The 24,616-nt window shown below is 64.2% G+C and carries 18 protein-coding genes and 2 pseudogenes; 14 read left to right on the forward strand and 6 right to left on the reverse strand.

Features of this window, described 5'->3' with window-relative positions; all coding sequences use genetic code 11:
- Window positions 1-22 precede the first annotated feature (22 nt).
- The gene (locus CH275_RS21240) at window positions 23-775 is read right to left on the reverse strand and encodes a maleate cis-trans isomerase family protein (protein WP_094680189.1); all 753 of its coding nucleotides are present in this window, start codon (window positions 773-775) and stop codon (window positions 23-25) included.
- Window positions 776-1,027: 252 nt separating this feature from the next.
- Between CH275_RS21240 and CH275_RS21245 the strand changes: the two genes are divergently transcribed.
- From CH275_RS21245 to CH275_RS21265, 5 genes are read left to right on the forward strand one after another with little or no spacing between them, the layout of a single operon-like run.
- Complete coding sequence (locus CH275_RS21245; protein WP_094680190.1) at window positions 1,028-3,130, forward strand: hydantoinase/oxoprolinase family protein; 2,103 nt, start codon at window positions 1,028-1,030, stop codon at window positions 3,128-3,130.
- Window positions 3,131-3,150: 20 nt separating this feature from the next.
- Window positions 3,151-5,472 (forward strand): hydantoinase B/oxoprolinase family protein, encoded by a 2,322-nt coding sequence (locus tag CH275_RS21250; RefSeq protein WP_094680191.1) that lies wholly within the window; start codon window positions 3,151-3,153, stop codon window positions 5,470-5,472.
- On the forward strand, window positions 5,469-7,148 hold the full coding sequence (locus tag CH275_RS21255) for a (2,3-dihydroxybenzoyl)adenylate synthase (protein WP_094680192.1): 1,680 nt from the start codon (window positions 5,469-5,471) through the stop codon (window positions 7,146-7,148). Before CH275_RS21250 ends, CH275_RS21255 begins: the two co-directional genes overlap by 4 nt.
- Window positions 7,145-8,674, forward strand: a complete 1,530-nt coding sequence (locus CH275_RS21260) for an FAD-dependent monooxygenase (protein WP_094680193.1) — start codon at window positions 7,145-7,147, stop codon at window positions 8,672-8,674. The genes CH275_RS21255 and CH275_RS21260 overlap by 4 nt, the downstream gene beginning before the upstream one ends.
- Before the next feature lie 25 nt (window positions 8,675-8,699).
- Complete coding sequence (locus tag CH275_RS21265; protein ID WP_179276262.1) at window positions 8,700-9,419, forward strand: TetR/AcrR family transcriptional regulator; 720 nt, start codon at window positions 8,700-8,702, stop codon at window positions 9,417-9,419.
- A gap of 43 nt (window positions 9,420-9,462) precedes the next feature.
- Here the strand turns inward: CH275_RS21265 and CH275_RS21270 are convergent, their stop codons facing one another.
- On the reverse strand, window positions 9,463-10,299 hold the full coding sequence (locus CH275_RS21270; protein WP_094680336.1) for an alpha/beta fold hydrolase: 837 nt from the start codon (window positions 10,297-10,299) through the stop codon (window positions 9,463-9,465).
- A gap of 131 nt (window positions 10,300-10,430) precedes the next feature.
- Window positions 10,431-11,007, reverse strand: a pseudogene (locus tag CH275_RS21275) (GNAT family N-acetyltransferase).
- Window positions 11,008-11,116: 109 nt separating this feature from the next.
- On the opposite strand from CH275_RS21275, the gene CH275_RS21280 reads away from it, so the two are divergent.
- From CH275_RS21280 to CH275_RS21290, 3 genes are all read left to right on the forward strand, one after another.
- Window positions 11,117-11,605: a nucleoside deaminase gene (locus CH275_RS21280; RefSeq protein ID WP_094680195.1), complete on the forward strand. Its 489-nt coding sequence runs from the start codon at window positions 11,117-11,119 to the stop codon at window positions 11,603-11,605.
- A gap of 218 nt (window positions 11,606-11,823) precedes the next feature.
- Complete coding sequence (locus tag CH275_RS21285) at window positions 11,824-13,272, forward strand: APC family permease (protein WP_094680196.1); 1,449 nt, start codon at window positions 11,824-11,826, stop codon at window positions 13,270-13,272.
- A gap of 4 nt (window positions 13,273-13,276) precedes the next feature.
- A complete protein-coding gene (locus tag CH275_RS21290; RefSeq protein ID WP_255182486.1) occupies window positions 13,277-14,113 on the forward strand; it encodes an alpha/beta fold hydrolase in 837 nt (278 codons plus the stop codon).
- Window positions 14,114-14,185: 72 nt separating this feature from the next.
- Here the strand turns inward: CH275_RS21290 and CH275_RS21295 are convergent, their stop codons facing one another.
- Window positions 14,186-16,159, reverse strand: coding sequence for a GMC family oxidoreductase N-terminal domain-containing protein (locus tag CH275_RS21295; protein ID WP_143546844.1), 1,974 nt, complete (start codon window positions 16,157-16,159; stop codon window positions 14,186-14,188).
- Between the two features lie 281 nt (window positions 16,160-16,440).
- Between CH275_RS21295 and CH275_RS21300 the strand changes: the two genes are divergently transcribed.
- The 6 genes and pseudogenes from CH275_RS21300 to CH275_RS21320 all read left to right on the forward strand — a co-directional run bounded on the left by CH275_RS21300 (window position 16,441) and on the right by CH275_RS21320 (window position 23,206).
- Window positions 16,441-18,378, forward strand: coding sequence for a primary-amine oxidase (locus CH275_RS21300; RefSeq protein ID WP_179276263.1), 1,938 nt, complete (start codon window positions 16,441-16,443; stop codon window positions 18,376-18,378).
- A complete protein-coding gene (locus tag CH275_RS21305) occupies window positions 18,369-18,884 on the forward strand; it encodes a hypothetical protein (protein ID WP_094680199.1) in 516 nt (171 codons plus the stop codon). The genes CH275_RS21300 and CH275_RS21305 overlap by 10 nt, the downstream gene beginning before the upstream one ends.
- 70 nt (window positions 18,885-18,954) lie before the next feature.
- Window positions 18,955-20,109, forward strand: a pseudogene (locus CH275_RS29805) (multidrug effflux MFS transporter); the annotation flags it as partial.
- A 75-nt stretch (window positions 20,110-20,184) separates the two neighbouring features.
- Window positions 20,185-20,991, forward strand: coding sequence for a 2-keto-4-pentenoate hydratase (locus tag CH275_RS30145; RefSeq protein WP_256991160.1), 807 nt, complete (start codon window positions 20,185-20,187; stop codon window positions 20,989-20,991).
- Between the two features lie 80 nt (window positions 20,992-21,071).
- Complete coding sequence (locus tag CH275_RS21315) at window positions 21,072-22,595, forward strand: aldehyde dehydrogenase family protein (RefSeq protein ID WP_094680200.1); 1,524 nt, start codon at window positions 21,072-21,074, stop codon at window positions 22,593-22,595.
- 35 nt (window positions 22,596-22,630) lie between these two features.
- The gene (locus CH275_RS21320) at window positions 22,631-23,206 is read left to right on the forward strand and encodes a TetR/AcrR family transcriptional regulator (protein ID WP_032385616.1); all 576 of its coding nucleotides are present in this window, start codon (window positions 22,631-22,633) and stop codon (window positions 23,204-23,206) included.
- A gap of 4 nt (window positions 23,207-23,210) precedes the next feature.
- Here CH275_RS21320 and CH275_RS21325 read toward each other — a convergent pair whose 3' ends face one another.
- On the reverse strand, window positions 23,211-23,546 hold the full coding sequence (locus tag CH275_RS21325) for an indolepyruvate ferredoxin oxidoreductase subunit alpha (RefSeq protein WP_032385615.1): 336 nt from the start codon (window positions 23,544-23,546) through the stop codon (window positions 23,211-23,213).
- Between the two features lie 43 nt (window positions 23,547-23,589).
- Window positions 23,590-24,585, reverse strand: coding sequence for an NAD(P)/FAD-dependent oxidoreductase (locus CH275_RS21330; RefSeq protein WP_032385614.1), 996 nt, complete (start codon window positions 24,583-24,585; stop codon window positions 23,590-23,592).
- Window positions 24,586-24,616 lie beyond the last annotated feature (31 nt).

The following is a 24,616-nucleotide window of genomic DNA, read 5'->3' on the forward strand; positions in this document are numbered from 1 at the left end:
TTCCTCTCTACGAAGTGACGATCTACGACGTGACGACTGCGTCGGCCCGGAGCAGTGAGCCGGCGTCTGGTAGATCGACGGGCAGGTCGAGCGCTTGGAGCAGGCTGTAGGCACCTGCCGTCGCGGCCGACAGAACGGGGATGCCGAATTCGTCCTCGGCAGCCTGGACGAGCGGTAGGGACGGCATCTGTACGCACGCAGAAATCACCAGGGCGTCGGCATCCGTGAGGTCCAGCGACCGCGCAGCGTCCATGACTCGTTCGCCTGGGATGCAGCCGACTTCGGCATTGTCGGACACCTCGAGCGCACGCCAATCGAGTACACGAATGCCTTCGGCCTCGATGTACTCGACGACTTTCTCCGCGAGCGGTCGCATGTACGGCGTCACGAGAACGATGTTCTTTGCGTCCAGAGCCCTCAGGCCTTCGACGAGAGCGCCCGCGCTCGACCTGACGGCTGCATCGGATCCGCCCGTGGCGAGTTGCTCCGCGATGAGCCCCTCGACGCGTTGGTGTTCCCCGGGCGCAACGACCATGAGGGCGACAAGGCACGCATAGAGAACGGCGTCGATTCCGGCATCGCCCAACTCGAGGATGCACCGTTCGCGCTGGGCGTTCATCGCTCGCAGTTGTTCCGGTGACACGGCCTGCATGCGCATCCGCGAGGAGTGGAACGAGAACCGGGCCTCTCGATGTCGCGCCAACAACGCGGGCATCTCCGTTTCGACGGTGACGTTGGAGCTCGGGACGACCAAGCCAACACGATGAATACTCATGAACTGCCTTTCACTAATTGACGCTAGTGACGAGTATTCGACGTAGACGATGATTCGTCAAGTGGCCCTCAGCTGGGAAAGTGGAAGGTTGTGTCCAGTCGGGCAGAATTGTCCGTGGTGACAGCACTCACATCCACGCTTGACATGTCGTCGGTCACGTCGAATACTCGACGCAGACGTAAGCAGTGTTCGAGGGTGATTCGCTCTCACACGCCAGAACGTCTTCGACTCGGACCTAAGGAGCACACCGGCATGACCTATGTGATCGGAGTGGACGTCGGCGGAACGTTCACGGACGCAGTACTCGACGACAGTTCCGGCACCGTGGTCGCTGCAAAAGCGCCCTCGACTCCACCCGACTATTCCCAGGGGGTCATCGACGTTCTCGAAGCGTTGGCCGAACAACTCGGATGCCCGGTGCAGGAAATGCTCGCGAACACCCACCACATCGCGCACGGCACCACGTCCTCGCTCAATGCTCTGGTGATGGGCAACGTTCCGCCGGTCGGATTCCTGACCACCAAGGGGCATCGGGATTCGATCTACATCATGAACGTCGAGGGTCGTTACCTCGGTGGCTCTCCCGAGCAACTGCAGAACGTGTTGGGACAGAGCAAGTCCCACGGTCTCGTCCCCAAGCGACACGCACTCGAGGTCACCGAACGCCTCGACCGTGACGGCACGGTCGTCGTCGCGCTGGACGAGGAGTCCGCGCGCGTCGCCATCCGAAGCCTCGTCGACGACGGCGTCTCCGGCATCGCGGTCTCGCTGCTCTGGTCGTTCCGTAACCCTGTGCACGAGCAGCGCATTCGCGAGCTGGTCCACGAGATCGACCCCGACATATTCGTCTCGCTGTCCTCCGAGGTGAGCCCGCGCATCCGTGAGTTCGCGCGTAACGCGACGACGATCATGAGTACCCAGATCGGCCCGGGATTGCGCGATTACCTCGGCTCGTTGGAAAAGAAGCTTCGCGCCCTCGACCTCGCCGGCCCACTCCTGGTGATGCAGAGCAACGGCGGTGCCGTTGCCGCAGCCGAGGCCCCGAAGAACGCCATCAGCACAGTCGGGTCCGTGTTGACCGGCGGCGTGGTCGGTGCGGTATCACTCGGAAAACAGCTCGGTCACAAGAACATCATCGCCACCGACGTCGGCGGCACCACCTTCCTCGTCGGCCTCGTCGTGGACGGTGAGCCGGTGCGTGCGTCGAGCACCATCATCAATCACCACCCGATCAACGTGCCCACCCTGCAGGTGCACGCCATCGGCTCCGGTGGCGGTGCCATCGCGTGGGTGGATGCCGGCGGCAACCTCCAGATCGGGCCGCACAGCGCCCAGGCGGTACCCGGACCTGCCTGTTACGGACAGGGTGGCACCGAACCCACCAATGCCGACGCCAATCTCGTCCTCGGCATCCTCCCCGAACGCGGACTGCTCGGCGGACGTAAACCACTCGACAAAGAGCTGGCGCGCGAGGCCATTCGACGCCGCATCGCCGAACCGCTCGGTCTGTCGATCGAGGACGCAGCCGCCGCGATCTATGCCGTCCAGAACGCACAGACCGGCGACCTTCTGCGCAAGACCGTCGTCGAAGCCGGGCACGATCCGCGCAACTTCGTTCTCTACGCATTCGGTGGAGCCGGCCCGTCGCATTGCGCTGCCTATGCCGCAGAAGTCGGCGTCAAGGAAGTCATCGTTCCGCTCGGGCAGGTGGCATCGGCGTTCTCGGCCTACGGTCTTGCCTCGTCCAACATCGTGCTCGCGGCCGAGCTGTCGGACCCAGCTGCGATGCCGCTCGATCCGGCCCGCGCCGAGGCGAACTTCGAGAGCCTCGAGAAGCGCGTCCGCGAAGCTCTCGGTCGACAGGGATTGAATTTCACGTCCGTCGAGGTTGAACGCGAGATCGACATGCGGTACACGATGCAGCTGGCCGAGGTGGCCACTACCGTTCCCGAGGGCTCGCTGGACTCGGCAAGCGTCGCCCATGCCTCCGATCTCTTCGAGCAGCGATACGCAGATCTGTACGGCAAGGACAGCGGATTCCGCGAAGCCGGCATCCAAGCGATCACCTATCGCGTTCGTGCGACGGGCGTGTTGCCGTTCTCGCCGACCCTGCCCGAACTGAAGTCCGCCGACTCAGCCGATGCCTCGGTCGCTCGCATCGGCTCCCGAAAAGTCAACCTGGACGGTCGAATCGGCTACGTCGACACCGACATCTACGACTACAGCAAGCTCGCGGCCGGGCATGTGCTCGCCGGCCCCGCCATCGTCGAAGTCCCGACGACCACCGTCGTCGTCCCGCACGGCACCACCGGAACTGTCGACCGCCTCGGCAACCTCAACATCGTCGCCGGCTGAGACCACAGGAGAACCGAACCATGACATCCCCAATTCCCGGGTCCGAGATCTTCTCGTCCCGCCCCGTCGACCCCGACGCCCTCGCCCGCACTCTGCCACCGACTCTTCCCGTTCACACCGTCACCCAGCAGCAGATCGACGACCTCGACCCGCTGACATACGAGGTCATCCGGCACCGACTCTGGTCGGTCACCGACGAGATGGGCGAGGCACTCAAACGAATGTCGGGCTCACCCATCGTCACCGATGCGAACGATTTCGACTTCGCAATCAGTGACGAACTGGGACAAGAAGTTCAGGTGGGCCTCTACAACACCATGCTTGTCGGAGCCGTCGACCTCGCGATCTACTGGACGCTGCAACACCGCGCCACCAATCCGAGAATCGCGCCGGGAGACATGTTCCTCTGCAACGACCCGTGGGTCGGCGGGGGACTGCACCAGAGCGACGTCATCGTCTACCAACCCATCTTCCACGAGGGCAAGCTGTTCGCTTGGACCAGCGCGATCTGCCACGAACCCGACCTCGGTGGTTCCGGCCTCGGATCGTTCGATCCGTCGGCGGAAGACGTTTTCTCCGAATCGCTTCCGACTCCACCGGTGAAGGTCGTTCGGGACTACGAGTTGCAGCGCGACATCGCCGATCTCTGGGTGCGACGCTCCCGAGTTCCGATGTTGGTCGGGCTCGACCTGCGGGCGAAGATCGGTGCGAACACCGTCGGACGAAATCGCATGCTCGCCGTCATCGAGCAGTACGGTGCCGACACGGTCAAGGCCGTCATGAAGCGCATGATGACCGACGCCGAAGGCCGCCTGCGCAGCAAACTCTCGTCGCTGCCCGACGGGACCTGGAAGGCCACCGGTTACCAGGACCAGTCGCACACCGGTGACCGTGATGTCCACAAGATCACCGTCGCGATGAGCAAGACCGCCGACCATCTCACATTCGACTTCACCGGCACCGACAAGCAGACGGGCGTCATCAACTGCACCTACGCAGGAATGCGCGGCGGCGTCATGCTCGCCTTGCTTCCGATCCTCGCGGGTGACATTCCCTGGTCTGCAGGCGGATTGATGCGATGCTTCGACCTGGTCTCCGAAGAGGGCACCATCAACAACGCGAGCTTCCCGGCGGCGGTCAGCCGTGGTCCCATCGGACCGGCGTGGCTGACCGGAACCCTCATCGCCGAATGTCTGTCGCAGATGCTCGACCGATCGGTGGACCTCGGCAAGAGCGTGCAGGCTGCATGTTGCGGCACCTGGGACACCGCCGTGATCGCAGGCCTCGACGAACGCGGAGAACAACCCGTTCCGTTCCTCAACATCATGATGGAACCGATGGCAGGCGGTTACGGCGCACGCCCAACAGCAGACGGCATGGATACCGGCGGACTCTTCTGTATTCCGATGGGGCGCATCCCTGACACGGAAATGACCGAGTTCCTCTACCCGCTGCTCACGCTGTGGCGTCGTGAAGAGCCCGACTCCGGTGGACCCGGTCGTCAACGCGGTGGCGTCAGTGCATCGCTCGCTGTCACGCCGTACGGCACCTCGCTCCCGATGGGCCTCGTCCTGGCCTCGGCGGGTAAAGCCGTGGCGCAGAACAACGGCCTCGCCGGCGGATACCCGGGTAACACCGGACTCGAAATTCTGGCGCGCAGTACCGACGTCATCGAGCAGTTCGCGGCGGGGAAGATTCCCGGGGCTCTCGAAGATCTGGGCGGCGGAAAGGAATTCGGAGCCTGCTATGCCGAAAGCTATGTCGCTCCCGGTGAAGTGCTGTACATGCACTGGCAGGGCGGCGGCGGTTACGGAGATCCGTTGCATCGCGATCCGGCGGCCGTGGTCGTGGACCTACGCGAGGGCAAGGTCACCGCGGAGGGGGCGAACGTCGTCTACGGCGTGGTGATCGACGCGGGAACGGTGGACGAGGCCGCAACGGCACAACGACGTCGAGACATGATCGACGAGCGGCGCACGCGATCCACCCAACACTCCGACGCTCCCATCATGGATCTCTCGCTGGCCAGGCGGCTCGACGACAACCTGTCCGAGGTGACCGTCGGGGATTTTCGGGTCATCGCCTGCGCGCAGTGCGGACGGCTCCTCGGTGACGAGAAGAGCAGCGGCGTATTGGATCTGGCTCGCTACGAGGGCCCTTCCTCGGCCGCGGGGCCGCAGGTGACCTCGGACCCGGCAGAGTACGTCGACACTCCCATCGTGTTCCGTCAACTGTGCTGCCCCGGATGCTGGACGGCCGTGTACTCGGGAATCGTTCCGGCCGACCATCCTGATCATTCGTTGGAGATCTCTCGATTGCTTCCTGCGGTGGCTCAGCGATGACTGTGACCACCGAGGCGACCCACTCGGACTGGGACGGCAGGCTGGTGGGATACCCGGAGGACCGCGCGCAGCAGTACCGCCGGAGTGGTTCGTGGAGTTCACTACCCACGAGCCGCCGCTTCCGCGACGTCGCTCTTCGGTATCCCGACAGGTTGGCGATCATCAGCGCCGAGGGTTCCATGACCTTCGCCGAACTCGACCGTCGTACCGATGCCATCGCCGCCGGATTGGTTCGACTGGGTCTGACGCGCCTGGATCCTGTGCTGTTCCAGCTGACGAACCGGCTGGAGACGGTGCTGGCGTGGTACGGCTGCGTCAAGGCCGGGCTGGTTCCGGTCGCCACGCTGACCGCGCACCGAATGCACGAGATCGCGCACATCGGTGCCGCGGTGGGCGCGGTCGCGCACGTGGTGGAGGCCGGTCTGCCGTCGTTCGACTTGGTGTCGTTCGCCCACGAACATGCCGCGGGCAGCGAGACCGTTCGCCACGTGCTGACCGTCGGGGCAGCGGAGGGTGACGAACTGCGGGTGGAAGACCTGGGCCTCGATATCGATCCCACCGAGGCCCGAGCCTTCGTCGACGCCATCGAGGCCGAGACGGATCCCGAGGACGTCGTCGCATTCCAATTGTCCGGCGGGACAACGGGAGTACCGAAGGTCATCCCGCGGATCCATGCCGAGTACTGGAACAACGCACTCATGTACGCGCAACGGCTCGAGTGGACCTCGGACAGCCGCGTCGCCCATCTGATCCCCATCGTGCACAACGCGGGGATTGCCTGCGGTCTGCACGCCTCGCATTCGGTCGGCGCGTGTCTCGTACTCGCGACCGCCGACGTCGGATCGGCGTTCGATCTCATGGAACGCGCCGAGGCCACCGAGGTGTTGATCGGCCACGGTCACTACCAGGCCGTGTCGAGTCCCGATTTCGATCGGGCGCGTGAGCGTCTGCGACACGTGATCCTGTCCGGTGCCAAAGTGTCACCGGCGCTGATGGACCGCGTCGACGACGGTGGAGATCATTGGGCGGGTCAGCTGTTCGGGATGTCCGAGGGGTTGCTCACCGTCACCCCGGTCGCCGCTCCTCGCGACGCTCGCATCACCACCGTCGGCACCCCCGTCTGCGCGGAGGACGAGGTACGCATCCTCGATCCCGGCACGGAGATCGAACTACCCGACGGGGAAGTGGGTGAATTGTGTTGTCGTGGCCCGTACACGATCACCGGGTATTTCGGTGCCCCCGAGCACAATCGAACTGCCTTCACCTCCGACGGCTTCTACCGGACCGGAGATCTGGCGTCGATCTCCGTCGTTGCAGGCGAGCGGTACGTCACGATCGAGGGACGTATCAAAGACCTCATCAACCGCGGCGGCGAGAAGATCAACGCCGAGGAGGTGGAGCTTCTTCTGCTCGACCATCCGGCCATTCGTTCAGCGGCCGTGGTTGCGATGCCCGACGCTCGACTGGGTGAGAAGACGTGCGCGTATCTCGTCGTCGACGGTGCGCCGTTGTCGATGGCCGACGTGCAGGAGCATCTCACGGGGCTCGGTGTGGCCAAGTTCAAGTGGCCCGAGCGTCTCGAATGGGTGGACGAGCTTCCCCGAACCAACGTCAACAAGATCGACAAGAAGCGTTTGCGGCTCGATATCGCCGCGAAGCTCGAGAGGCAACGATGAAACTCGACCGCGTCGTAGTGATCGGCGGAGGCCCAGGTGGGCTCTACGCCGCACGGCTGTTGAAGCTGTCCAATCCCGACGCGGAGATCACGGTCTACGAGCAGAGTTCACCGGACACCACGTTCGGCTTCGGAGTCGGGCTGGCGTCGAGGACGCAACGCAACCTTCGGCAGGCCGACGCCAGATCTCTCGATGCGATTGTGGCCGAATCCTATTCGCACGAGATGTCCATGCAGGTCGGCGACAGGACGGCACGCTTGGCCCACGGTGATCTCCTCGCGATCGGCCGCGCCCGATTGCTGTCCGTGCTGCAGGAGCAAGCACGCGACGCCGGGGTTCGGCTCGTGTTCGGCGAACGCCACGAGCCGAAGGAATTCGATGCAGACCTCGTGATCGCATCGGACGGAATCAACAGTGCAACACGCACGTCCGACGACCTCTTCGGTGCGGACATCACCACCGGAACCGGTCTCTACCTCTGGTGCGGAACGAATTTCGCACTGCCCAGCGCCATCTTCGTACCCGTCACCACCGAACACGGCACCTTCGTCGCCCACGCGTATCCCTATGCGGCAGATCGCAGTACGTTTCTGATCGAGACCGATCTCGACACGTGGCACCGGGCGGGATTCGACGTCACGACGGCTGCCACGGGCTCGGCCGACAGCGACGAGGCGTCGTTGCGCTACCTCGAGACGGCATTCTCCGAGACACTCCAGGATCACAGCCTCATCGGCAACCGGACCAGGTGGATGCAGTTCCGAACCGTCAAGTGCCGAAAGTGGGCGGTGGACAACGTCGTTCTCCTCGGGGACGCCGCCCACACCGCCCACTATTCGATCGGATCGGGAACGAAGCTCGCCATGGAAGACGCCATCGCCCTCGATGCTGCGCTGGCGTCGGCTGCCACCGTCGGCGATGCCCTCACCGAGTACGAACGGGTGCGTCGCCCCGCAGTCGAACACCTCCAGCAGATCGCCGTGCGCAGTGAACAGTGGTGGGAGTCCTTCCCACAGCGGATGGATCTACCCGTGGACCAACTGATGGTTGCGTACATGACGCGAGCCGGGAAGGTCGGTCTCGAGCGGTTTCTCGACTCCGCCCCCGAGGTGGCGTGGAAGGGAATTGCCAGCTACGCACAGGTCCCGGCAGACTCGGAGGTTCCCGCCGACGTATCTCGGTGGATCCTCTCGCGGCCCATCGACCACGGTGGGCGGTCGTTCCCCGACCGATTCGCCCCGTCCGATCTTCGCGACGATCCGACGACGACGGTGGTCTTCGTGGACGTCGAGTCTGCGTGGAACGAGAAGGCGACGGCCGTCGTCGACGAGGCCAAGGCGAGCTCAACGGTGTGGTTGACCGGGTCCGAGGAGCGTGATCACGTCCTCACTCGTCTCGATGTCGCGGAGCGAATGATGCGCAACACCAGCGCACTCGTCGTCGTCGATGTGCCGAAGGAGTGCATGCCCGACGCGGTGGCAGGTCTCGTCGGTGCGCGCACCCACCTGGTGTCTGTCGGTCCTTGACGAGAGCGACGGTTATTCTTCGGTCATGACACGCGAGGACTCACCACGGGGATCGGCGCGCAATCCGCGTCGGGAGCTGGTCGAGAAGCAAATTCTCGACCAGGCCACGCGGTTGTTCGCCGAGAAGGGTTTCGCCAGCACCACCCTGCAGGACATCGCCGACGCCACCGGTCTCACTCGGCCGGCGCTGTACCACTACGTAGCGAACAAGGACGAGTTGCTCTCGCGACTCATCAGCGAGAGCACCGAGACGCCTGCGGCAGTTCTGCACGAGATCAACCAGCGATCCGACCTCAGGCCCACGGAGAAGCTACGGAAGATGGCGACCGCGATCGCACTGAATCAGGCTCAGAGCGCCGATCGCTTCAAGCTCATCATCAGATCGGAAGCCGATCTCCCCGAGGAGATGTCGCACACCTACCAGCAGAGTCGCCGGCACGTGCTCAAGGAGTTCGTGACGGTCGTCGACAGTGGTGTGAAGGCAGGGGAATTCCGGCCGGTCGATCCGCGCACTGCGGCACTCGGCATCATCGGCATGCTCAACTGGGTCGCGTGGTGGCACCAGAGCGGTGACCCCGACGCCGATCGGAGCGTGGCCACTCAACTCGCCGACATGGCACTGCGCACCGTTGCTCAGGACAGCGGCAAGCCCGTCGTCCCGGAGGGGCCCGAGCGGGCCATCTCGATGCTCCGCGAGGATCTCGACTACCTCGAACGCATCCTGGCTCGGGATCGAACCCAGTAGAGCGTGAGGAGGCCGTTTCGTGTCGACGGCTCGAATCGGGCAGTCATTCGCCTCGTAGAGCCTGATCGACGGTCGCTCCGACGGCCGCGGCACCGACCGAGGTCATGATCGTCCCGGCGTGATCGAGTCCCGGCATCGCGGTGATGGACGTCAGGTCGAGCGCGTCGACGATCTGGCTCGAGTACATCGGCGCGGAATCGGTGCCAACGCTCCACTGCGCGTGCAGGAATCGAATCGGCATCGTCAGTTCCCGGAACCGCGAGGCACCGAAGAAGACGTCCGTGGCGTCCGCGACGACCGCATCGGACGACAGCCGGACCGATCCGTCGACCAGATCGTGTTCGGCGTACGTCCGCAAGAGCGGATCGGCGGGGTCGAGGAGCGGCAGCGATGTCGACACCAAGAACTCGACGTAGTCGCCGATGTCGTTCCAGTGCTGCTGAGTTCGAGCGATCTTGTCCCCGAACACAACCCCAACGGTCTCCCGCGTGAGACCGGCCGGCGGAGCCACCGGAACGCCCCCGTCGACGAGGACGAGACTCTTCACCCTGGACGGGTACCGGGCCGCGAACTCGACCGCCACGAATCCGCCCATCGACATCCCGCACACGTGCACGGCGTCGTGCCCCAATGCGTCCAGGACGGCGTCGAGGTCGTCTGCGTGCTGGGCCAACGAGGACGGTCCCGTGACGTGGACGCTGTCACCTCTGCCGCGAAGGTCCGGGGCGACGAGTGTCAGGTGCGGTGACTCCGCCCGCAGCCAGCTCCACAGCATGCGCTGACTGGAAACACCGTGCACCACGAGGATGGGCTCGCTGGTGCCGGTGTGTGTTTCGACGGCGAGGTGCCCGCCGGATACCGGTACTCGATCGATGGTCATGTCTGCAGACAGTATGGCAAGCCCGTCGCAGGCGTCATGGATCTTCTTCACGCCGTGCGAGCGAGTTTATGGACGGATGATCCATATCGGACGCACGAGAAGGTGAGGCTTCGGATTCCCCCCACACCAGCTCAGCGGCGCAGATCTTTTCGCATGATCACTCGTGGGATACCGCCCGACACCGACGTCGTCTCGGCGGCGAACTCGAAGCCCGCCGACTCGAACAGTCCGCGTGTGCCGACATAGGCCATCGTCAGATCGACCTTGGTGCCCTTGTTGTGCAACCGGGTATCCCTCGATCGCCGGGGCACCGTGATCGGCCGCAAAGCGAACGGCACCGTCCAACAACACGTGCGCAATCCCGCGTCTGCGATGTCCGGCTTTGACGCGGAAGCACCAGGCCGTCCAGACCGGCAGATCGTCGACGTGGGGAATCTTGTTGGACCGCGCGAACGGCAACTCCGAGCGTGGCGCAACCGCGGCCCAGCCGACCACCTCGTCCCCGTCGTAGGCCAGCACGCCCGGCGCCACTTTTCGACGGGTCAGCTTCTCCACGTATTCGGCGCGCTGAGGGCCGACGAGCGCCTTGTTGGTCGCGGAATCGACGCGGTGGCTCAGACACCAACAGACCGACGACGTCGGGTTCTTCGGGCCGAGAATCGTGTGCAGATCCGAAAACGACGTGGCGGGCCGTACCGAGAAGGTCACCCGCCGACCATACCGAGCATCGGTGCCGCACCACTGGTCCAGCAGGCGGTGAGTTTCGAGGCGGTACGGTCGAGGGCGTGAAAACTTCGATCGTCGGCACCGGTGCGATGTGAGCGTCTCCTCGAGCGACCTTGCATTCCTCGCCCGCGCGGTGGATTTGGCGGCGGAGGCGGCGCGCACGGGCAACGATCCGTTCGGCTCGGTGCTGGTGTCGGACAGCGGCGAGCTGTTGGCCGAGGACAGGAACAGGGTCGGCGACCTGAATGATCCCACCCAGCACCCCGAGATCGCACTGTCTCGGTGGGCTGCGACCAACCTGAATCCCGCTCAGCGGCGAACGGCGACGGTCTACACCTCCGGTGAGCATTGCGTGATGTGCTCTGCGAGCCACGGAATAGTCGGACTCGGCCGCATCGTCTACGCCACGTCGACGGCTCAATTGCTCACGTGGCTCGAAGAATTCGGTGCTGCACCACTCGCAATCACGGCGTCGCCCATCCAGCAGATCGTTCCCGGGATCGTGGTCGACGGACCGGTGGCCGAGTTCAGCGACGCCGTTCGTGAACTGCACAAGCACCGGAACACGCCCGCGAAGTAGGGCATGACCAGTGGTGGCATAATTCCGGTCAGCGAACCGCTCACCGTCGGTCCGAAATCGTCGAAACCGGGTGCTCACGGCAGGTTCGAGGTGGTCGAGGTCGGCCTCGGTGTCACTGAGCGGACCTTTCACATGGCGACCAGGTGAATATCTCTCCACACTGTTCGCTATTCGACGGCGCTCGTCGTCCTTGGTGTTCGCAGGAGGAGTTGAAATCTATGGTGCCACGTACGCAGAACAGTGCATCGACGACTGAGGGGTCGACCGAGCTCGCGCAGGGAAGCCTGAATGTCGCGCACATCGTGTTCATGGTGATGGCCACGGTTGCGCCCGCTGGAGGCGCGGTCGCGATTCTGCCCCTTGCCATCGGACTGGGGGTAGGTGTCGGTACACCAGGAATGTACGTGTTCGTGCTGGCGATCATGCTCCTGTTCGCCGTCGGTTTCACCCGGATGGTTCCCTACGTGCAGAACGCCGGAGCCTTCTTCGCCTACATCGTGCGAGGTCTGGGGCGTCCCGTGGGGTTGGCCGGTGCCTACATCGCTACCAGTGCCTACATCGCACTGGCGTGCGCAACCAGTGGCGCGATGGGGTTCTTCGCCTCCGGTAGCGTCAACAAGATTTTCGGCGTGGATCTTCCGTGGTGGATCTACACCGTGGTGGGTCTGGTGATCGTGTTCCTGCTCGGCTACCGCAAGATCACGCTTGCCGCAGGCGTACTCGGAGTAGCCCTCGTCGTCGAGCTGGTGGTCATTCTGGTGCTCGACATCGCGATCATCGCGCGAAACGGGATCGGCAGTTTTCCGATGGAATCGTTCAGTCCCAGTCAGGTTTTCGTTCCCGGAGCCATCGGCGTGGCGATGATCTTCGCGTTCTCGTGCTACCAGGGCTTCGAAGGGACAGCGATCTACGCGGAGGAAGCACGCGATCCGAAACGCACCGTTCCTCGCGCGACATACATTTCGATGGGGTGTATCGGCTTCTTCTTCGTCCTGACGTCCTGGGCATTCCTGGCCAGTTCGACTGGAGCCACCGCCGCGGCAGCCGCGAGCCCGGGCACATTCGTCTACGACCTCAGCGACGAGTTCGTCGGTTCCGCGTGGACCACGACACTCGAGGCGTTGATCGTGACGAGTTGCTTCGCCGGAGTGCTTGCCTTCCACAACGCAGCGTCACGGTATTTGTTCGCACTGGGCCGGGACGGTTTCCTGCCGCGGTCGATGCGAACCCTGCACCCGCGCCATCAGTCGCCGGTGGTTGCCGGTTCGACGAGCTATGTGATCGAGACGGCGGTCGTCATCGTCTTCGCCGTCGCCGGGCTCGACCCTCTGACGACCCTCACGTCCGCGCTGACCGGTTTCGGAGCGGTCGGTCTGATGGTCCTGATCACCACGACATCGCTGGCAGTGCTGGTGTTCTTCGCTCGGCAGCGTCGATTCGGTTGGGGCCACACGGTTGCGCCTGCCCTGGCGCTGATCGGTTTCGGAGCAATCACATATTTCGCGCTGTCCAACTTCTCGGCCATCACCGGTACCGATTCGGTGATCATCAACGGTCTACCGTTGCTGCATCTCGCGACGATCGTGGTGGCGATCGGGGTTGCGCTGTACGCACGCAAGAACCGGCAGGACACCTACGCGAACATGGGCCGAACCCTTGTCGACTGAAGCCGTGCTCGACGACACCACGACCCTCGTGCGCTTCGGCTACGCCGACACCCCGCTCGGTCAACTGCACTATGCAGAAGCCGGAGTCGAGGGAGTCCCGTTGATCTGCCTGCACCAGACCCCGCGTTCGTGGGACGAATTCGCCGAGTTGATGCCCCTCGTCGGCCCGTCCCGTCGCATCATCGCCATGGACATGTACGGATTCGGGCAGTCCGCCAAACCTGTTGGCCCGCAAACGATCGAGCAGTATGCCTCGGGTGTTCTGCATCTAGCGGATGCGTTGGGTCTCGATCAGTTCTCGGTGATGGGTCACCACACCGGGGCCGTGGTCGCGGTGGAGGTTGCCAGTGCGGTACCAAGTCGGGTGAAGTCCGTGATCCTGTCGTCGCCGTCCTACACCGGCCCCGAATACCGTGCCGGTCACGCTGACGGCCCCGGCGTCGACGTCGCGGAAATCGACTCGCACGGTGGCCATCTCACGACGTGGTGGGGCCAGCGAGAACCGTATTATCCGCCGAATCGCCCGGACCTACTCGATCGCTTCGTACGCGACGCGCTTGCGCCGGGGGTGGATCCGGCCGAGGGACATATCGCGTGTTCGCGGTACGTCATGGAAGATCGGATCGGCGAGGTGACGGCCCCGGTACTCATCCTCGGTGGCGACGCGGACCCGTTCTCCTTCCCCGATGTCGGCCTCGTGCGGGACGGTCTCGTGCAGGCAGCGACGGTCGACATCGTGGTCATCGAGGGCGGCACCATTCCCATGGTGGAGCAACTACCGACACCGGTGGCCGACGCTGTCGTCGGCTTCCTCGACACGCACACGCCCAAGGATCGCTGAAACCGAGATCGACAAGCTCGAATGCTGGTGTGCACAGTGCACACCGGCGTTCGAGCTTGTGCGCTGCGACGGTCAGGGTATTTCGGAGTCCCATTCCTGCACAATGAATTCCGCTGTTCTGCGTGCGTAGGCTTCGATCGACACCATGGGGTTCACCCCAGGCGCAGTGGGTAGCGCGCTCGCATCCGCGACATAGACTCCGGAACAATCGTGGAGGCGACCGCGGCCGTTCACCACCGATGTCGTCGGGTCGAGGCCGGTAGGGCAGGAGCCGCTCTGGTGTGCCGACAACGTCAGGATGTCCGCGGCGTCCAAGCTGCCGAGCGTGTCGAGAAATGCATCGAAGTCATCGCCCTGACGCCAGCGAGGGTCGGACGGAAGGAACGTGAAAATTTCTTCGGCACCCGATGCCCGGAGGATGCGCGCGAGTTCCTGATGCGTACGGCGGACGACTGCCAGATCGACCGGATCGTCGAGACCCCATGTGATGACCGGCATTCCGTGAGCGTCGCCCTCCACACGTCCGGAGCCGTGATCTCGAACGAAGCCCCAGACCCCGGAGACGTGTTCGAGGCGTAACTGCTCCTGCTTGTGTTGCTCACCGGAGTGCCACGGTGTGAGGCCCGTCCAGAAGCCGAGACCCATGGGCGCGGCTTCCACGACGAATCCGTGTTCGCCTTCCACGTGCTCGAAGTCGTGACTGACGCTGGTGAGAATCTGCCCGGCCCAGCCCTTCACGACCTCGTCGTACACTCCGCTGACGAAGTACGAGGGGTGAACGTGCAGGTTTCGACCGACGCTCGGCCCACCCAGCCCGGAACGTTGCAGGAGAACGGGCGAGGCGAGCGCGCCCGCGGCGACCACGACGATCGGTGCCTCCACGAGTACGTCCCGGTCTCCGTCGGGAGTGTTCACCACCGCTCGGACGCCGACTGCGCGGCCATCGGCGTGCACGATTTCCTGGACGTCGCACTGGGGTAGCAACTGCGCACCCGAGTCGCTTGCATCCTGAAGGAACGTTTTCATCGTGGATTGTTTGCATCCTACGAGGCAACCGGCATTGCACTCGCCGCAGAATCGGTCGTCATTGTCTTTGGCATTGCGTGCCAGGGTATTTCGTTGGAGTCCGGCAGCGTCGAGGCCGCGATTGAGAATTCGGTTGACGCTGTTGTGCACGGTATTGGCGGGTACAGCGTTGATCCGCTGCATCACCGATTCGATGTGCGGGCCGAACTCGTCCGAGGACGCGCCCTCCATGCCTGCCTCGACCCATTCGTCCAGTACGTACTCGGGCGTCGGGAGACACGCCATGGAGTTGACCGTGGTTCCGCCACCGACAGTCGAGCCCGCCAACAGGCCGACGCTGGCATCGGTCGACCAGACGAAGCCACCGCCGAGATACAGATTCGGAAACGACGACGCCTCCAACTGAGGCAGATCGGGCTCGTTCCGATAGCCACCTTTCTCCAGTACGAGAACCTTCATACCCGCGGCCGCAAGACGGGCCGCGGCAACGCCGCCGCCCGCACCGGAACCCACGACCACCGCATCGACCGACAACGTGGTCGACCCGTTGTCGGGTAGCTCGGCCACGGTCAAGGTCTTCGGAAACTGCACTGCGGTCGGCGGTTCGAGCAACGGACCGGCAAAGCCGAGGGCCGGCCACGTCGGGTTCTTCGACGCCTCGTCCGGCACGGTGTAGAACATTGCCAACACCGTGCTCTGCACTATCAGAGCGCCAGGACGAGTCGACGGGTCGGCAAGCACCGTCAGCCACTGCTCGTCGCGTCGGTGAGGCGCGCAGTCCACGAACGATTCCGACAGGGCGTCGAGGGTACGGCCTACGAGGATGTGCACATGTGGGGCCCAGAGTGGGAGGACCGAGTCGAGAATCCGGTCCACGGCGAGATCGGAGGCACTCGTGCTCCAGAACACCTGCTCCTCCGTCGAGGCCGAATGTGGCGCAGAGATTCGCGGAATCAGAGTGTCGCAGAGTGCGGCCAAAACACGGCGGTCCCAGGATGATCGTGCGGAATCGACAGTCACCAGAACTCCTTTCAGTCAGAATTCGCCAGTGTCCACCTCGACCATCGATCGCAGGGCCCGCAGTCTCGGTGAGCGAACCGGCACAGCGTGATCGGGGCAGATGCCCCGCGATACTGCGTGCGGCGGCCGCCCGGGCGGAGCTCGCGACACAAAGGCCCGGCTGCCTCGAGGACCGCTGAGCAAAACATCGAGCTGCGCGCTCGACCGCACACTGGTTGTGTAGGAAGCACACGCTGGCGACTCGAGATCTCGACCAGATGAATGCTATGAAAGGAACACCCGTGCGTCATCCGCTCTTCGATTCCCTGACATCCGACGAGTTTCGCCGCGTCGCAGATGTCGTTCGTCGTGAGGCCATCGCAGAAAGGCCGGGGTTCGCCGCGGTCTATACCGACGAGCCGGACAAGCGACTGCTCCGCGAAGGTCACGAGATCGCCCGTCGCGCAAGGGTTCTGTTGGTCGATCGTGGTTCCGGAACGACGCACGATGTCGTCGTCGATCTCGATGCCGACGCCGTGGTCTCGTCCTCCGTTATCACCGACGGTGCTGCACCCGTCCTGCTCGAGGAGTTCGATCTTGCTCCCGACCTGATCAAGCAGGATCCGCGGTACGTCGAGGCGCTTGCGCTGCGCGGCATCACCGACATGGACAAAGTCCAGATCGATCCGTGGGGCGTCGGCAACATGGCCGTGCCCGGCGTGCTCGATTACCCCGTCGACGGCCGGCGTCTGGCCGGCTCGGTCTCGTACTACCGCGATTTTCCCGACGACAACGGGTACGCGCACCCCATCGAGGGTGTCATCGCTGTGGTCGATCTGGTGGCGCTGAAGGTCATCGACGTCCACGACTTCGGCGTTCGGCCGATGAACGTCGAGCAGGCCAACTACACGGCGGACGCGAACCAGCCGATGCGCTCCGACGTCGCCCCGCTCGTCATCACTCAGCCCGAGGGCGTCGGATTCAAGATCGACGGCCGCGAGCTCACCTGGCAGAAGTGGCGCTTCCGGATCAACTGGCATCCGCTCGAGGGGCTGGTGCTGCATGCGGTGGAGTACCTGGACGGGGACGAGTACCGCTCGGTTCTGCACCGCGCGTCCCTGGGCGAAATGGTCGTACCCTACGGCGACCCGTCCAAGGAGCACTTCTGGCGCAGCGCATTCGACGCCGGCGAGTTCGGCCTCGGAAAGCTCGCCAATTCGCTTCGACTCGGCTGTGACTGCCTCGGTGAGATCGTGTACCTGGACGCGGAGAATGCCGGCGAGAACGGTGAACCGACCACTATCGAGAATGCGATCTGCATCCACGAAGAGGACGCGGGCATTCTGTGGAAGCACACCGACTGGATGACCGGCCAGGTCGACGTACGTCGCTCGCGTCGCCTGGTCGTCAGCTTCATCGCCACCGTCGGCAACTACCACTACGGCTTCTACTGGAACTTCTACCAGGACGCCTCCATTCAGATGGAGGTCAAGCTACTGGGGATCGTGCAGACCCGCTCGGTCGAAGAGGGCGAGACCTCTGCGCACGGCACCCGGATCGCCAAGAACATCGTGTCCAGCTACCACCAGCATCTGTTCTCGTTCCGGCTCGATACCGAAATCGACGGATGGCAGAACACCGTCGTACAGAACGATGCCTACGGCGTGCCTGTCGGCCCGGACAATCCCTACGGCAACGCAATTGGAGTCAAGAAAACGGTCATCGACCGCGAATTGACCGGTGACGACCACACCAACACGCAGTCGTCTCGCAGTTGGCAGATCATGAACACCGCCAAGAAGAACGCCTGGGGCAATCCGGTCAGTTACAAGTTCCTGCCCGGTTGGTCCTCGGCAACGATGCTGGCGCAGGATCCCTCATTGATTGCCAAGCGAGCCGGTTTCGGCACCCGCAACATGTGGGTGACGCCGTACTCGCCCGCTGAAATGCGCCCCTCGGGTGACTTCCCGAACCAGAGCCGCTCCGGTGACGGTCTTCCCCGATGGACTGCGGAAAATCGCGCGACCGACAACACGGATGTGGTGCTGTGGCACACCCTGGGAGTGACACACATTCCGCGCGCCGAGGACTGGCCGGTCATGCCGACCGAGGTCGTCGGTTTCCACCTGCTGCCGGTGAACTTCTTCGACAAGAACCCGGCGCTGGACGTGCCTGCTTCGTCGAGTGCACACGGCGGGAGCGCTGCAGACGACCAGCCGGGCGAAGCGTCGTGTCACTGACCCTCGGGCCTGTGGTGGGCATGCCACCCGGGCGCGAAAGAATCAGGGCTGGAGTCGATCTGGTCGATGCCGTCCTCGCCGCTGTTGCGATTCTGTGTCTGGTGGTGCACGTCGTGTTGCTCATCGTCACGGGCACGGCGATGCTCGGCATGGTTGTGCCGATGCTCGTTCTGTCCGGCCTGTGCGTGGCGTTCACGTGCAGGAAAGGCAACGGCCACCGCGTACGCGAGTACGCGGTGACCGCCGGTTTCGGTATCGCGATGCTCACTGTGCACTGGGCGTTGATGTCGACGTCGCTGGGCCACTCGAGCCACACGGCGGCGGAAAGCGGCGCCATGGATCACGCTGCGATGGGGCACGGAGCGATGGACATGGCAGGCTCCGGCAGTGTTCTGTCCGCGCAGTCGTTCGAGGGATTGATGCAGGCCGGGTTGTTCTTCGCAGCCCTTCAGGTCGTGTTGGCAGTGGGCGCATCGGTGCGTGCCCTGCGTGCCGGCGGTGAGTAGATCCATCGCCGCGACCGAGAGCGAACACGGGAACTCCGGTGCCGACGGCACCGGGGCTTCCGCGTCTGCGGTGACGGCTCCGTCGGGTCGGCACCGTCTTCGCCTAGTCGTGATGCTCGGTGCCCTCACCGCACTCGGCCCGTTCACCGTCGACATGTATCTGTCGGCTTTTCCCGTCATCGCAACCGAATTCGCGATATCGGAGACGGCGGTGCAGTTCACCCTGACCGGCACTCTGATCGGATTCGCCGTCGGCCAACTGGTGATCGGTCCGATGTCGGACGCACTGGGGAGGCGACGTCCACTGATCGTGGCGTCGCTGCTCCACGTTGCGGCCTCTCTCGGGTGCGTGGTCGCGCCGGGTATCGAGGTGCTGGCAGTGCTTCGGGTCCTGCAGGGTTTCGGAGGTGCAGCCGGAGCCGTCCTGGCCATGGCCGTGGTGCGAGACCTCTACCAGGGCAACGCCGCTGCGGTCATGATGTCCCGGCTCATGTTGGTGATGGGTGTGGCACCGATCCTGGCACCGTCGATCGGTGGCCTGGTCGTCGAACTGTCGACGTGGCGCGTGATCTTCGTGATTCTCGCGGCTCTGGGACTGACCGCCGTTGCGATCGGCGCGTTCGCAATGCCCGAGACCTTGCCCCCGGCTGCACGGCAGCAGAACAGTGCGCGCACGGTTCTGCGGAACTACGCGCGTCTCGGCACGGATCGAGCCTTCGTCTCGATGGTGCTCGTGTGCGGCTTGGGCCGAGTGGTGATGTTCGCGTACATCTCTGCCTCGCCGTTCGTGCTGCAAGGTAGCTTCGGACTCACTCCGCAACAGTTCGGAATCGCCTTTGCCGCAGGCGCAGTCGTCTTGATCGGAGCTTCGCAGCTCAACGTCGTCGTTCTTCGTCGATGGACAACTCGAACCGTTCTGCTCTCTGCGCTGCTGATCGGCACCGTCGTTGCCGTCGTGTTCGTGGTCTTGGCGGCGACCGATACGGGCGGGTTGATCGGTTTCGGGGTGCCGGTGCTGCTGATCTTGGCAGTGATGGGCACGGTCCTACCGAATGCTCCGGCGCAAGCACTGGCCGGCTACGGGTCCCTGGCCGGTACCGCGTCGGCCTTGATCGGCGGCGTCCAATTCGCTTTCGCAGCGGCAGCCGCACCCGTCGTCGGTCTCCTCGGCAACGACGCCCTCGCAGTGGCGACTATGATGGCTTTCGCGGCGTCGGTTGCCTTGGTGCTGGTTCTCGTCGGCACCGGACCGACGGTGAGGACCGCTGAGCGAGACGCAGTTGTTGCCGGTGACGCCCCCGTGTCCGAAGCTTGCGTCGTGACTGTGAGCCAGAACAACATCGAGGCCGCCGCCGGGCGGCTGAATCACGCTGCGAACAGCGGCGAGCCCTGCGAGCCGGTCCGCGACCTGATCGGCCGTGACGACGTGACGGCGGCCTATGCGGTACAGGAGATTCTCAACAACGAGCGTCTGGATTCCGGAGCGGTCGTGGTCGGCCGAAAGATCGGTTTGACGTCGAAAGCCGTTCAGGCGCAATTGGGTGTCGACCGTCCCGACTTCGGAATGCTGTTCGACGACATGGCCTACGGTGCCGACGCCGTCATTCCCGCCGAGCAGGTGTCACAACCGCGGGTCGAGGCCGAGATCGCCTTCGTATTGCGCGAAGATCTGGCCGACGGGCCTCTCGACGCAGATCGCGTCAGACGAGCCACCGATTACGTGGTCGCCGCCCTCGAGGTATGTGGTAGCCGAATCAGCAACTGGGACATCAGCTTTGCAGACACCGTGGCCGACAATGCGTCGGCGGGTGCCTACGTACTCGGTGATCGGAAAGTGTTGCTCGGGGATCTGGACCTCACCGAGGTGCAGATGACCATGTCGATCGACGGAACTCAGGTGTCCGAGGGCACCGGTGCCGCTTGCCTCGGCGATCCGGTCGCAGCCGTCGTCTGGCTGGCACAGACCGCGGCAGACCTCGGTCGGCCGCTGCGTGCCGGCCAGGTCGTTCTGTCCGGAGCTTTGGGACCGATGCGGGCGGTCGCAGCAGGACAGTCGGTCACGGCCACCCTGACCGGCCTCGGATCGGTGAGCGCTTCCTTCCAGTAGTAAACCGGGACAACCCTTCTCCGTGTATCGCGCTACGGATGCAGGTTGTACTCGCAACGTGTCACGTCAGAAGGAGAACAATGTCGTCCATTCTCTCGTCGGAAACAGCCCGCGCGGCTTTCGTCCCCAACGGGGATTATCAGCAGTTCATCGGTGGCGACTGGGTGAGCGCCCGTAGCACCTTCGAAGCGGTCGACCCCAGCGTCGGAAGCCCGTGGGCGGTCCTGCCGCAGGGCACGGCCGAGGACGCGGAGTCCGCCGTGGCGGCGGCCGTCCGCGCCTTCGGGCAGTGGCGCAGGACGACGCAGGATCAGCGACAAGCAATCCTGCTGTCGATCGCGGATCGCTTCGAGGCCGACGGCGACCGTTTCGGTGCCTTGTTGGCGACCGAGAACGGCCGACCGGTGCGCGAAGCAGGAATTGCCGACATCCCTACGGTTGTGGCAATTTTCAGGTTCTACGCCGGCGTCATTCGCGCATTCAACGGCGAGCAGATTCCGCTGTCGAACCCCGACACCCTGCTCTACACCAAGCGCGAACCTCTCGGCGTGGTCGCGGCGATCATCTCGTGGAATTCGCCGTTGATCACCTTCGCCAACAAGGTGGCACCCGCGCTGGCCGCCGGCAACACGGTCGTCGTCAAGCCCTCGGAGTACGCGTCTGCGAGCATTCTCGAGTTCACCCGGTTGATCGGTGACCTCCTGCCGGCCGGTGTGCTGAACATCGTCACCGGTCTCGGCCCCGAGACGGGAGCGGCTCTGGTCTCGCACCCCGACGTCGCCAAGATAACGTTCACCGGTGGTCCGGACACTGCCCGGGCAATTCTCGGTTCCGCAGCGCGCACACTGCGGCCGAGTTTGATGGAGCTCGGCGGCAAGGGACCGATGATCGTCGCTGCCGACGCGGACCTCGAACTCGCGGTTCAGGACGCGCTGATGGGGATCTATCTGGCCAACGGTCAGGCGTGCATCGCAGCCTCGCGTCTACTGCTGCACGACGACATCCACGACGAATTCGTCGAGCGGTTCGCTGCGGTGGCCCGAAAGATCAAGGTGGGCGACGCGACTGATCCGAGCAGCGAGATGGGACCGCTGGTGTCGGGTCGTCAACTCGAACTGGTCAGCGCACACGTCGAGCGGGCGCGCGCGGAGGGTGTCTCGGTGGTCGTCGGAGACGAGCCACTCGATCTGGACGACTCTCTGCACGGTGGGTTCTATCATCGTCCGGTGCTGCTGGCCGATCCGAAGGGCCAGGCCACGATCGTGCGGACCGAAGTCTTCGGTCCGGTGACCGTCGCGGAACGCTACCGAACCGACGAAGAAGCGATCGCTCGCGCGAACGCATCGCCGTACGGCTTGGCGGCCGGGGTCTGGACACAGAACCTGCGCCGCGCGCATCAGTTCGCAGATCGCCTGGACGCGGGAATCGTGTGGGTGAACCGATGGTTCGATCTGCCGCCCGGGATGCCGATGGGCGGCCGAGGTGACAGCGGGTTCGGACGTGAGTTGTCGTTCGAGACACTCCGTGAGTACTCCGCAGTCAAGTCGGTCAACATCGATCTCGGAGGCGATCGACCACCACTGTGGGGATTGGCCGGGCAGTAGCGACGCGGTCGTCCGTAGCGTGGTTTGCTGTGAGGATGAACGCTGCCGACGACTCGACGGAACATGAATCCGATCAGTCCACCAGGGATCGACTGCTGGATGCGGCCATCGATATCGCCGGTGAGACCGGTGTACAGGCTGTCACCTACCGGGCCGTGGCTGCCCGCGTGGGCATGGCGCACGGCTTGGTCCGGCACCATTTCGGCACCCGGGAGCAGTTGCTGATCGAAGCGTTTCGCCGAGCGGCGGAACAGGATTCGGACGACGTCGGGCTGGAGGCGAACTCGATCGACGAGTTTGCCTCCAATCTCGTTCCAACACTCAATAATTCGCGTAAGCGCCAGTTGCTTCAATACGACGAGACCACTCAGGCGGTCCGCGGTAATCTACCGATCGAAAACGTGCGTGGACTGTACCGGCGGTATGCGGCTCAGGTCCGACACACGCTCGACAATGCCGGCGTGCCCGACCCCGACGGCAGCATCTCGGAGCTGGTGTTCTCGGCACTGGACGGACTGGTGATGCAGCACATGGTCTTCTCCGACGACGACAGGACCTCGCAGCTGCTGGAGCAGCTGCGAGAAGTCCTCCGGCGTCTGGTCGCGAGCTGATCGCTCAGTGATTCGCCGTGAATTCGGTGTCGACGCCCAACGGTCCCAATTTCTGAGATCCGCCCGGATCACCGATCGGCTCGCTTCTTCCCGGCAACGGCTCGTTGAAGAAGGCGATGGAATCTGCGACGAATTCTGCGAGCTCGGGATCCTTGCGCGCTTTTCGGTCGACGAAGACGGCGTCCACCGGGCACTCCACTTCGCATGCCCCGCAGTCGATGCACTCGTTGGGGTTGATGTAGCTGCGGCGGTCGCCGATGTAGATGCAGTCGACGGGGCACACTTCGATGCACGACCGATCGAGCTGATCGATGCAGTTGATTCCGATGACGTAGGACATGCTGGTTCCTCCTGGTGTGGTGAGGTCTGGTGTGGTGAGGCGCTCAGGCGCCGTCGGTCGAATGTCCGGGGAAGAGCACCAGGTCGGGGTCGAGGTCGACCGCAACGTGATTCATCGCGGTCGCGACTTCACCGAATCCGACCGACATGAGCTTGACCTTTCCGTCGTAGTCGGTCACGTCACCGGCGGCGTAGACGCGGGGCAGGTTGGTTCGACCCGAACGGTCGACGGCGATGGAACGGCCTCGCAGTTCGAGGTTCCAGTCGCGGATGGGGCCGAGATTGCTGATGAAGCCGAGAGCGGCGATCACATGATCGGCCGCGACGACGGTTTCCTCGCCGTTCTTCGCCCGAAGCGCCACCTTCGACAACGACCCGGTTTCCAGATCGCCCACCAGGGCAAGGACTTCGGTGTCCGTGTGGATGGCGACCTTGCCCGAACGCACGCGTTCGAGAGTCGCGGCGTGACCTCGGAACGTGGCTCGGCGGTGGACCAACGTGACCGATCGGGCGATCGAGGCCAGTGCATCTGCCCAGTCGAGCGCGGAGTCACCGCCACCGACGATGACGACATCCTGGTCGGCATGGACCGTGGGATCGGTGACGAAGTAGGAGAGTGCGGATCCGAGCCATTCGGTACCGGTCTCCATCGCCCGCGGCGTCGGGGTACCGATACCGGCGGTCAGCACGACGGCACCGGCACGAACGATCGTGCCGTCGTCGAGGGTCAGGACCGGCAGGCCGTCCTCGTGGGTCAGCTCGATGGCCTGACGGCCGAGTAGATAAGTCGGTGAGAAGGCACCGGCCTGCTCCACGAGATTGGCGACGAAGTCACGACCCCGTATCGACGGCAGCGCGGCCACGTCGCGAATCTGCTTCTCCGGGTACAGGGCCATCACCTGCCCTCCTGCCTGGGGGAGAGCGTCGATGACTACGGTCTCCAGCCCGCGAAAGCCGGCGTAGTACGCGCCGTAGAGTCCGGTCGGGCCAGCACCGACGATGGCGACGTCGGTCGTGACGACCGAGGGCTGAATGGTCATCGGGTCTCCTTCGAGTTCGTTGGGTCCTAGG

Source organism: Rhodococcus sp. 06-235-1A (genome assembly GCF_002258785.1).
In the GTDB taxonomy this organism is placed as follows: Bacteria; Actinomycetota; Actinomycetes; order Mycobacteriales; family Mycobacteriaceae; genus Rhodococcoides.

Coding starts and splice junctions, on each gene's coding strand:
- CH275_RS21320 (WP_032385616.1), top strand. CDS start 22,631: ATGAACGCTGCCGACGACTCGACGGAACATGAATCCGATCAGTCCACC.
- CH275_RS21240 (WP_094680189.1), bottom strand. CDS start 775: ATGAGTATTCATCGTGTTGGCTTGGTCGTCCCGAGCTCCAACGTCACC.
- CH275_RS21255 (WP_094680192.1), top strand. CDS start 5,469: ATGACTGTGACCACCGAGGCGACCCACTCGGACTGGGACGGCAGGCTG.
- CH275_RS21260 (WP_094680193.1), top strand. CDS start 7,145: ATGAAACTCGACCGCGTCGTAGTGATCGGCGGAGGCCCAGGTGGGCTC.
- CH275_RS21265 (WP_179276262.1), top strand. CDS start 8,700: ATGACACGCGAGGACTCACCACGGGGATCGGCGCGCAATCCGCGTCGG.
- CH275_RS21315 (WP_094680200.1), top strand. CDS start 21,072: ATGTCGTCCATTCTCTCGTCGGAAACAGCCCGCGCGGCTTTCGTCCCC.
- CH275_RS21270 (WP_094680336.1), bottom strand. CDS start 10,299: ATGACCATCGATCGAGTACCGGTATCCGGCGGGCACCTCGCCGTCGAA.
- CH275_RS21245 (WP_094680190.1), top strand. CDS start 1,028: ATGACCTATGTGATCGGAGTGGACGTCGGCGGAACGTTCACGGACGCA.
- CH275_RS21285 (WP_094680196.1), top strand. CDS start 11,824: ATGGTGCCACGTACGCAGAACAGTGCATCGACGACTGAGGGGTCGACC.
- CH275_RS21325 (WP_032385615.1), bottom strand. CDS start 23,546: ATGTCCTACGTCATCGGAATCAACTGCATCGATCAGCTCGATCGGTCG.
- CH275_RS21250 (WP_094680191.1), top strand. CDS start 3,151: ATGACATCCCCAATTCCCGGGTCCGAGATCTTCTCGTCCCGCCCCGTC.
- CH275_RS21330 (WP_032385614.1), bottom strand. CDS start 24,585: ATGACCATTCAGCCCTCGGTCGTCACGACCGACGTCGCCATCGTCGGT.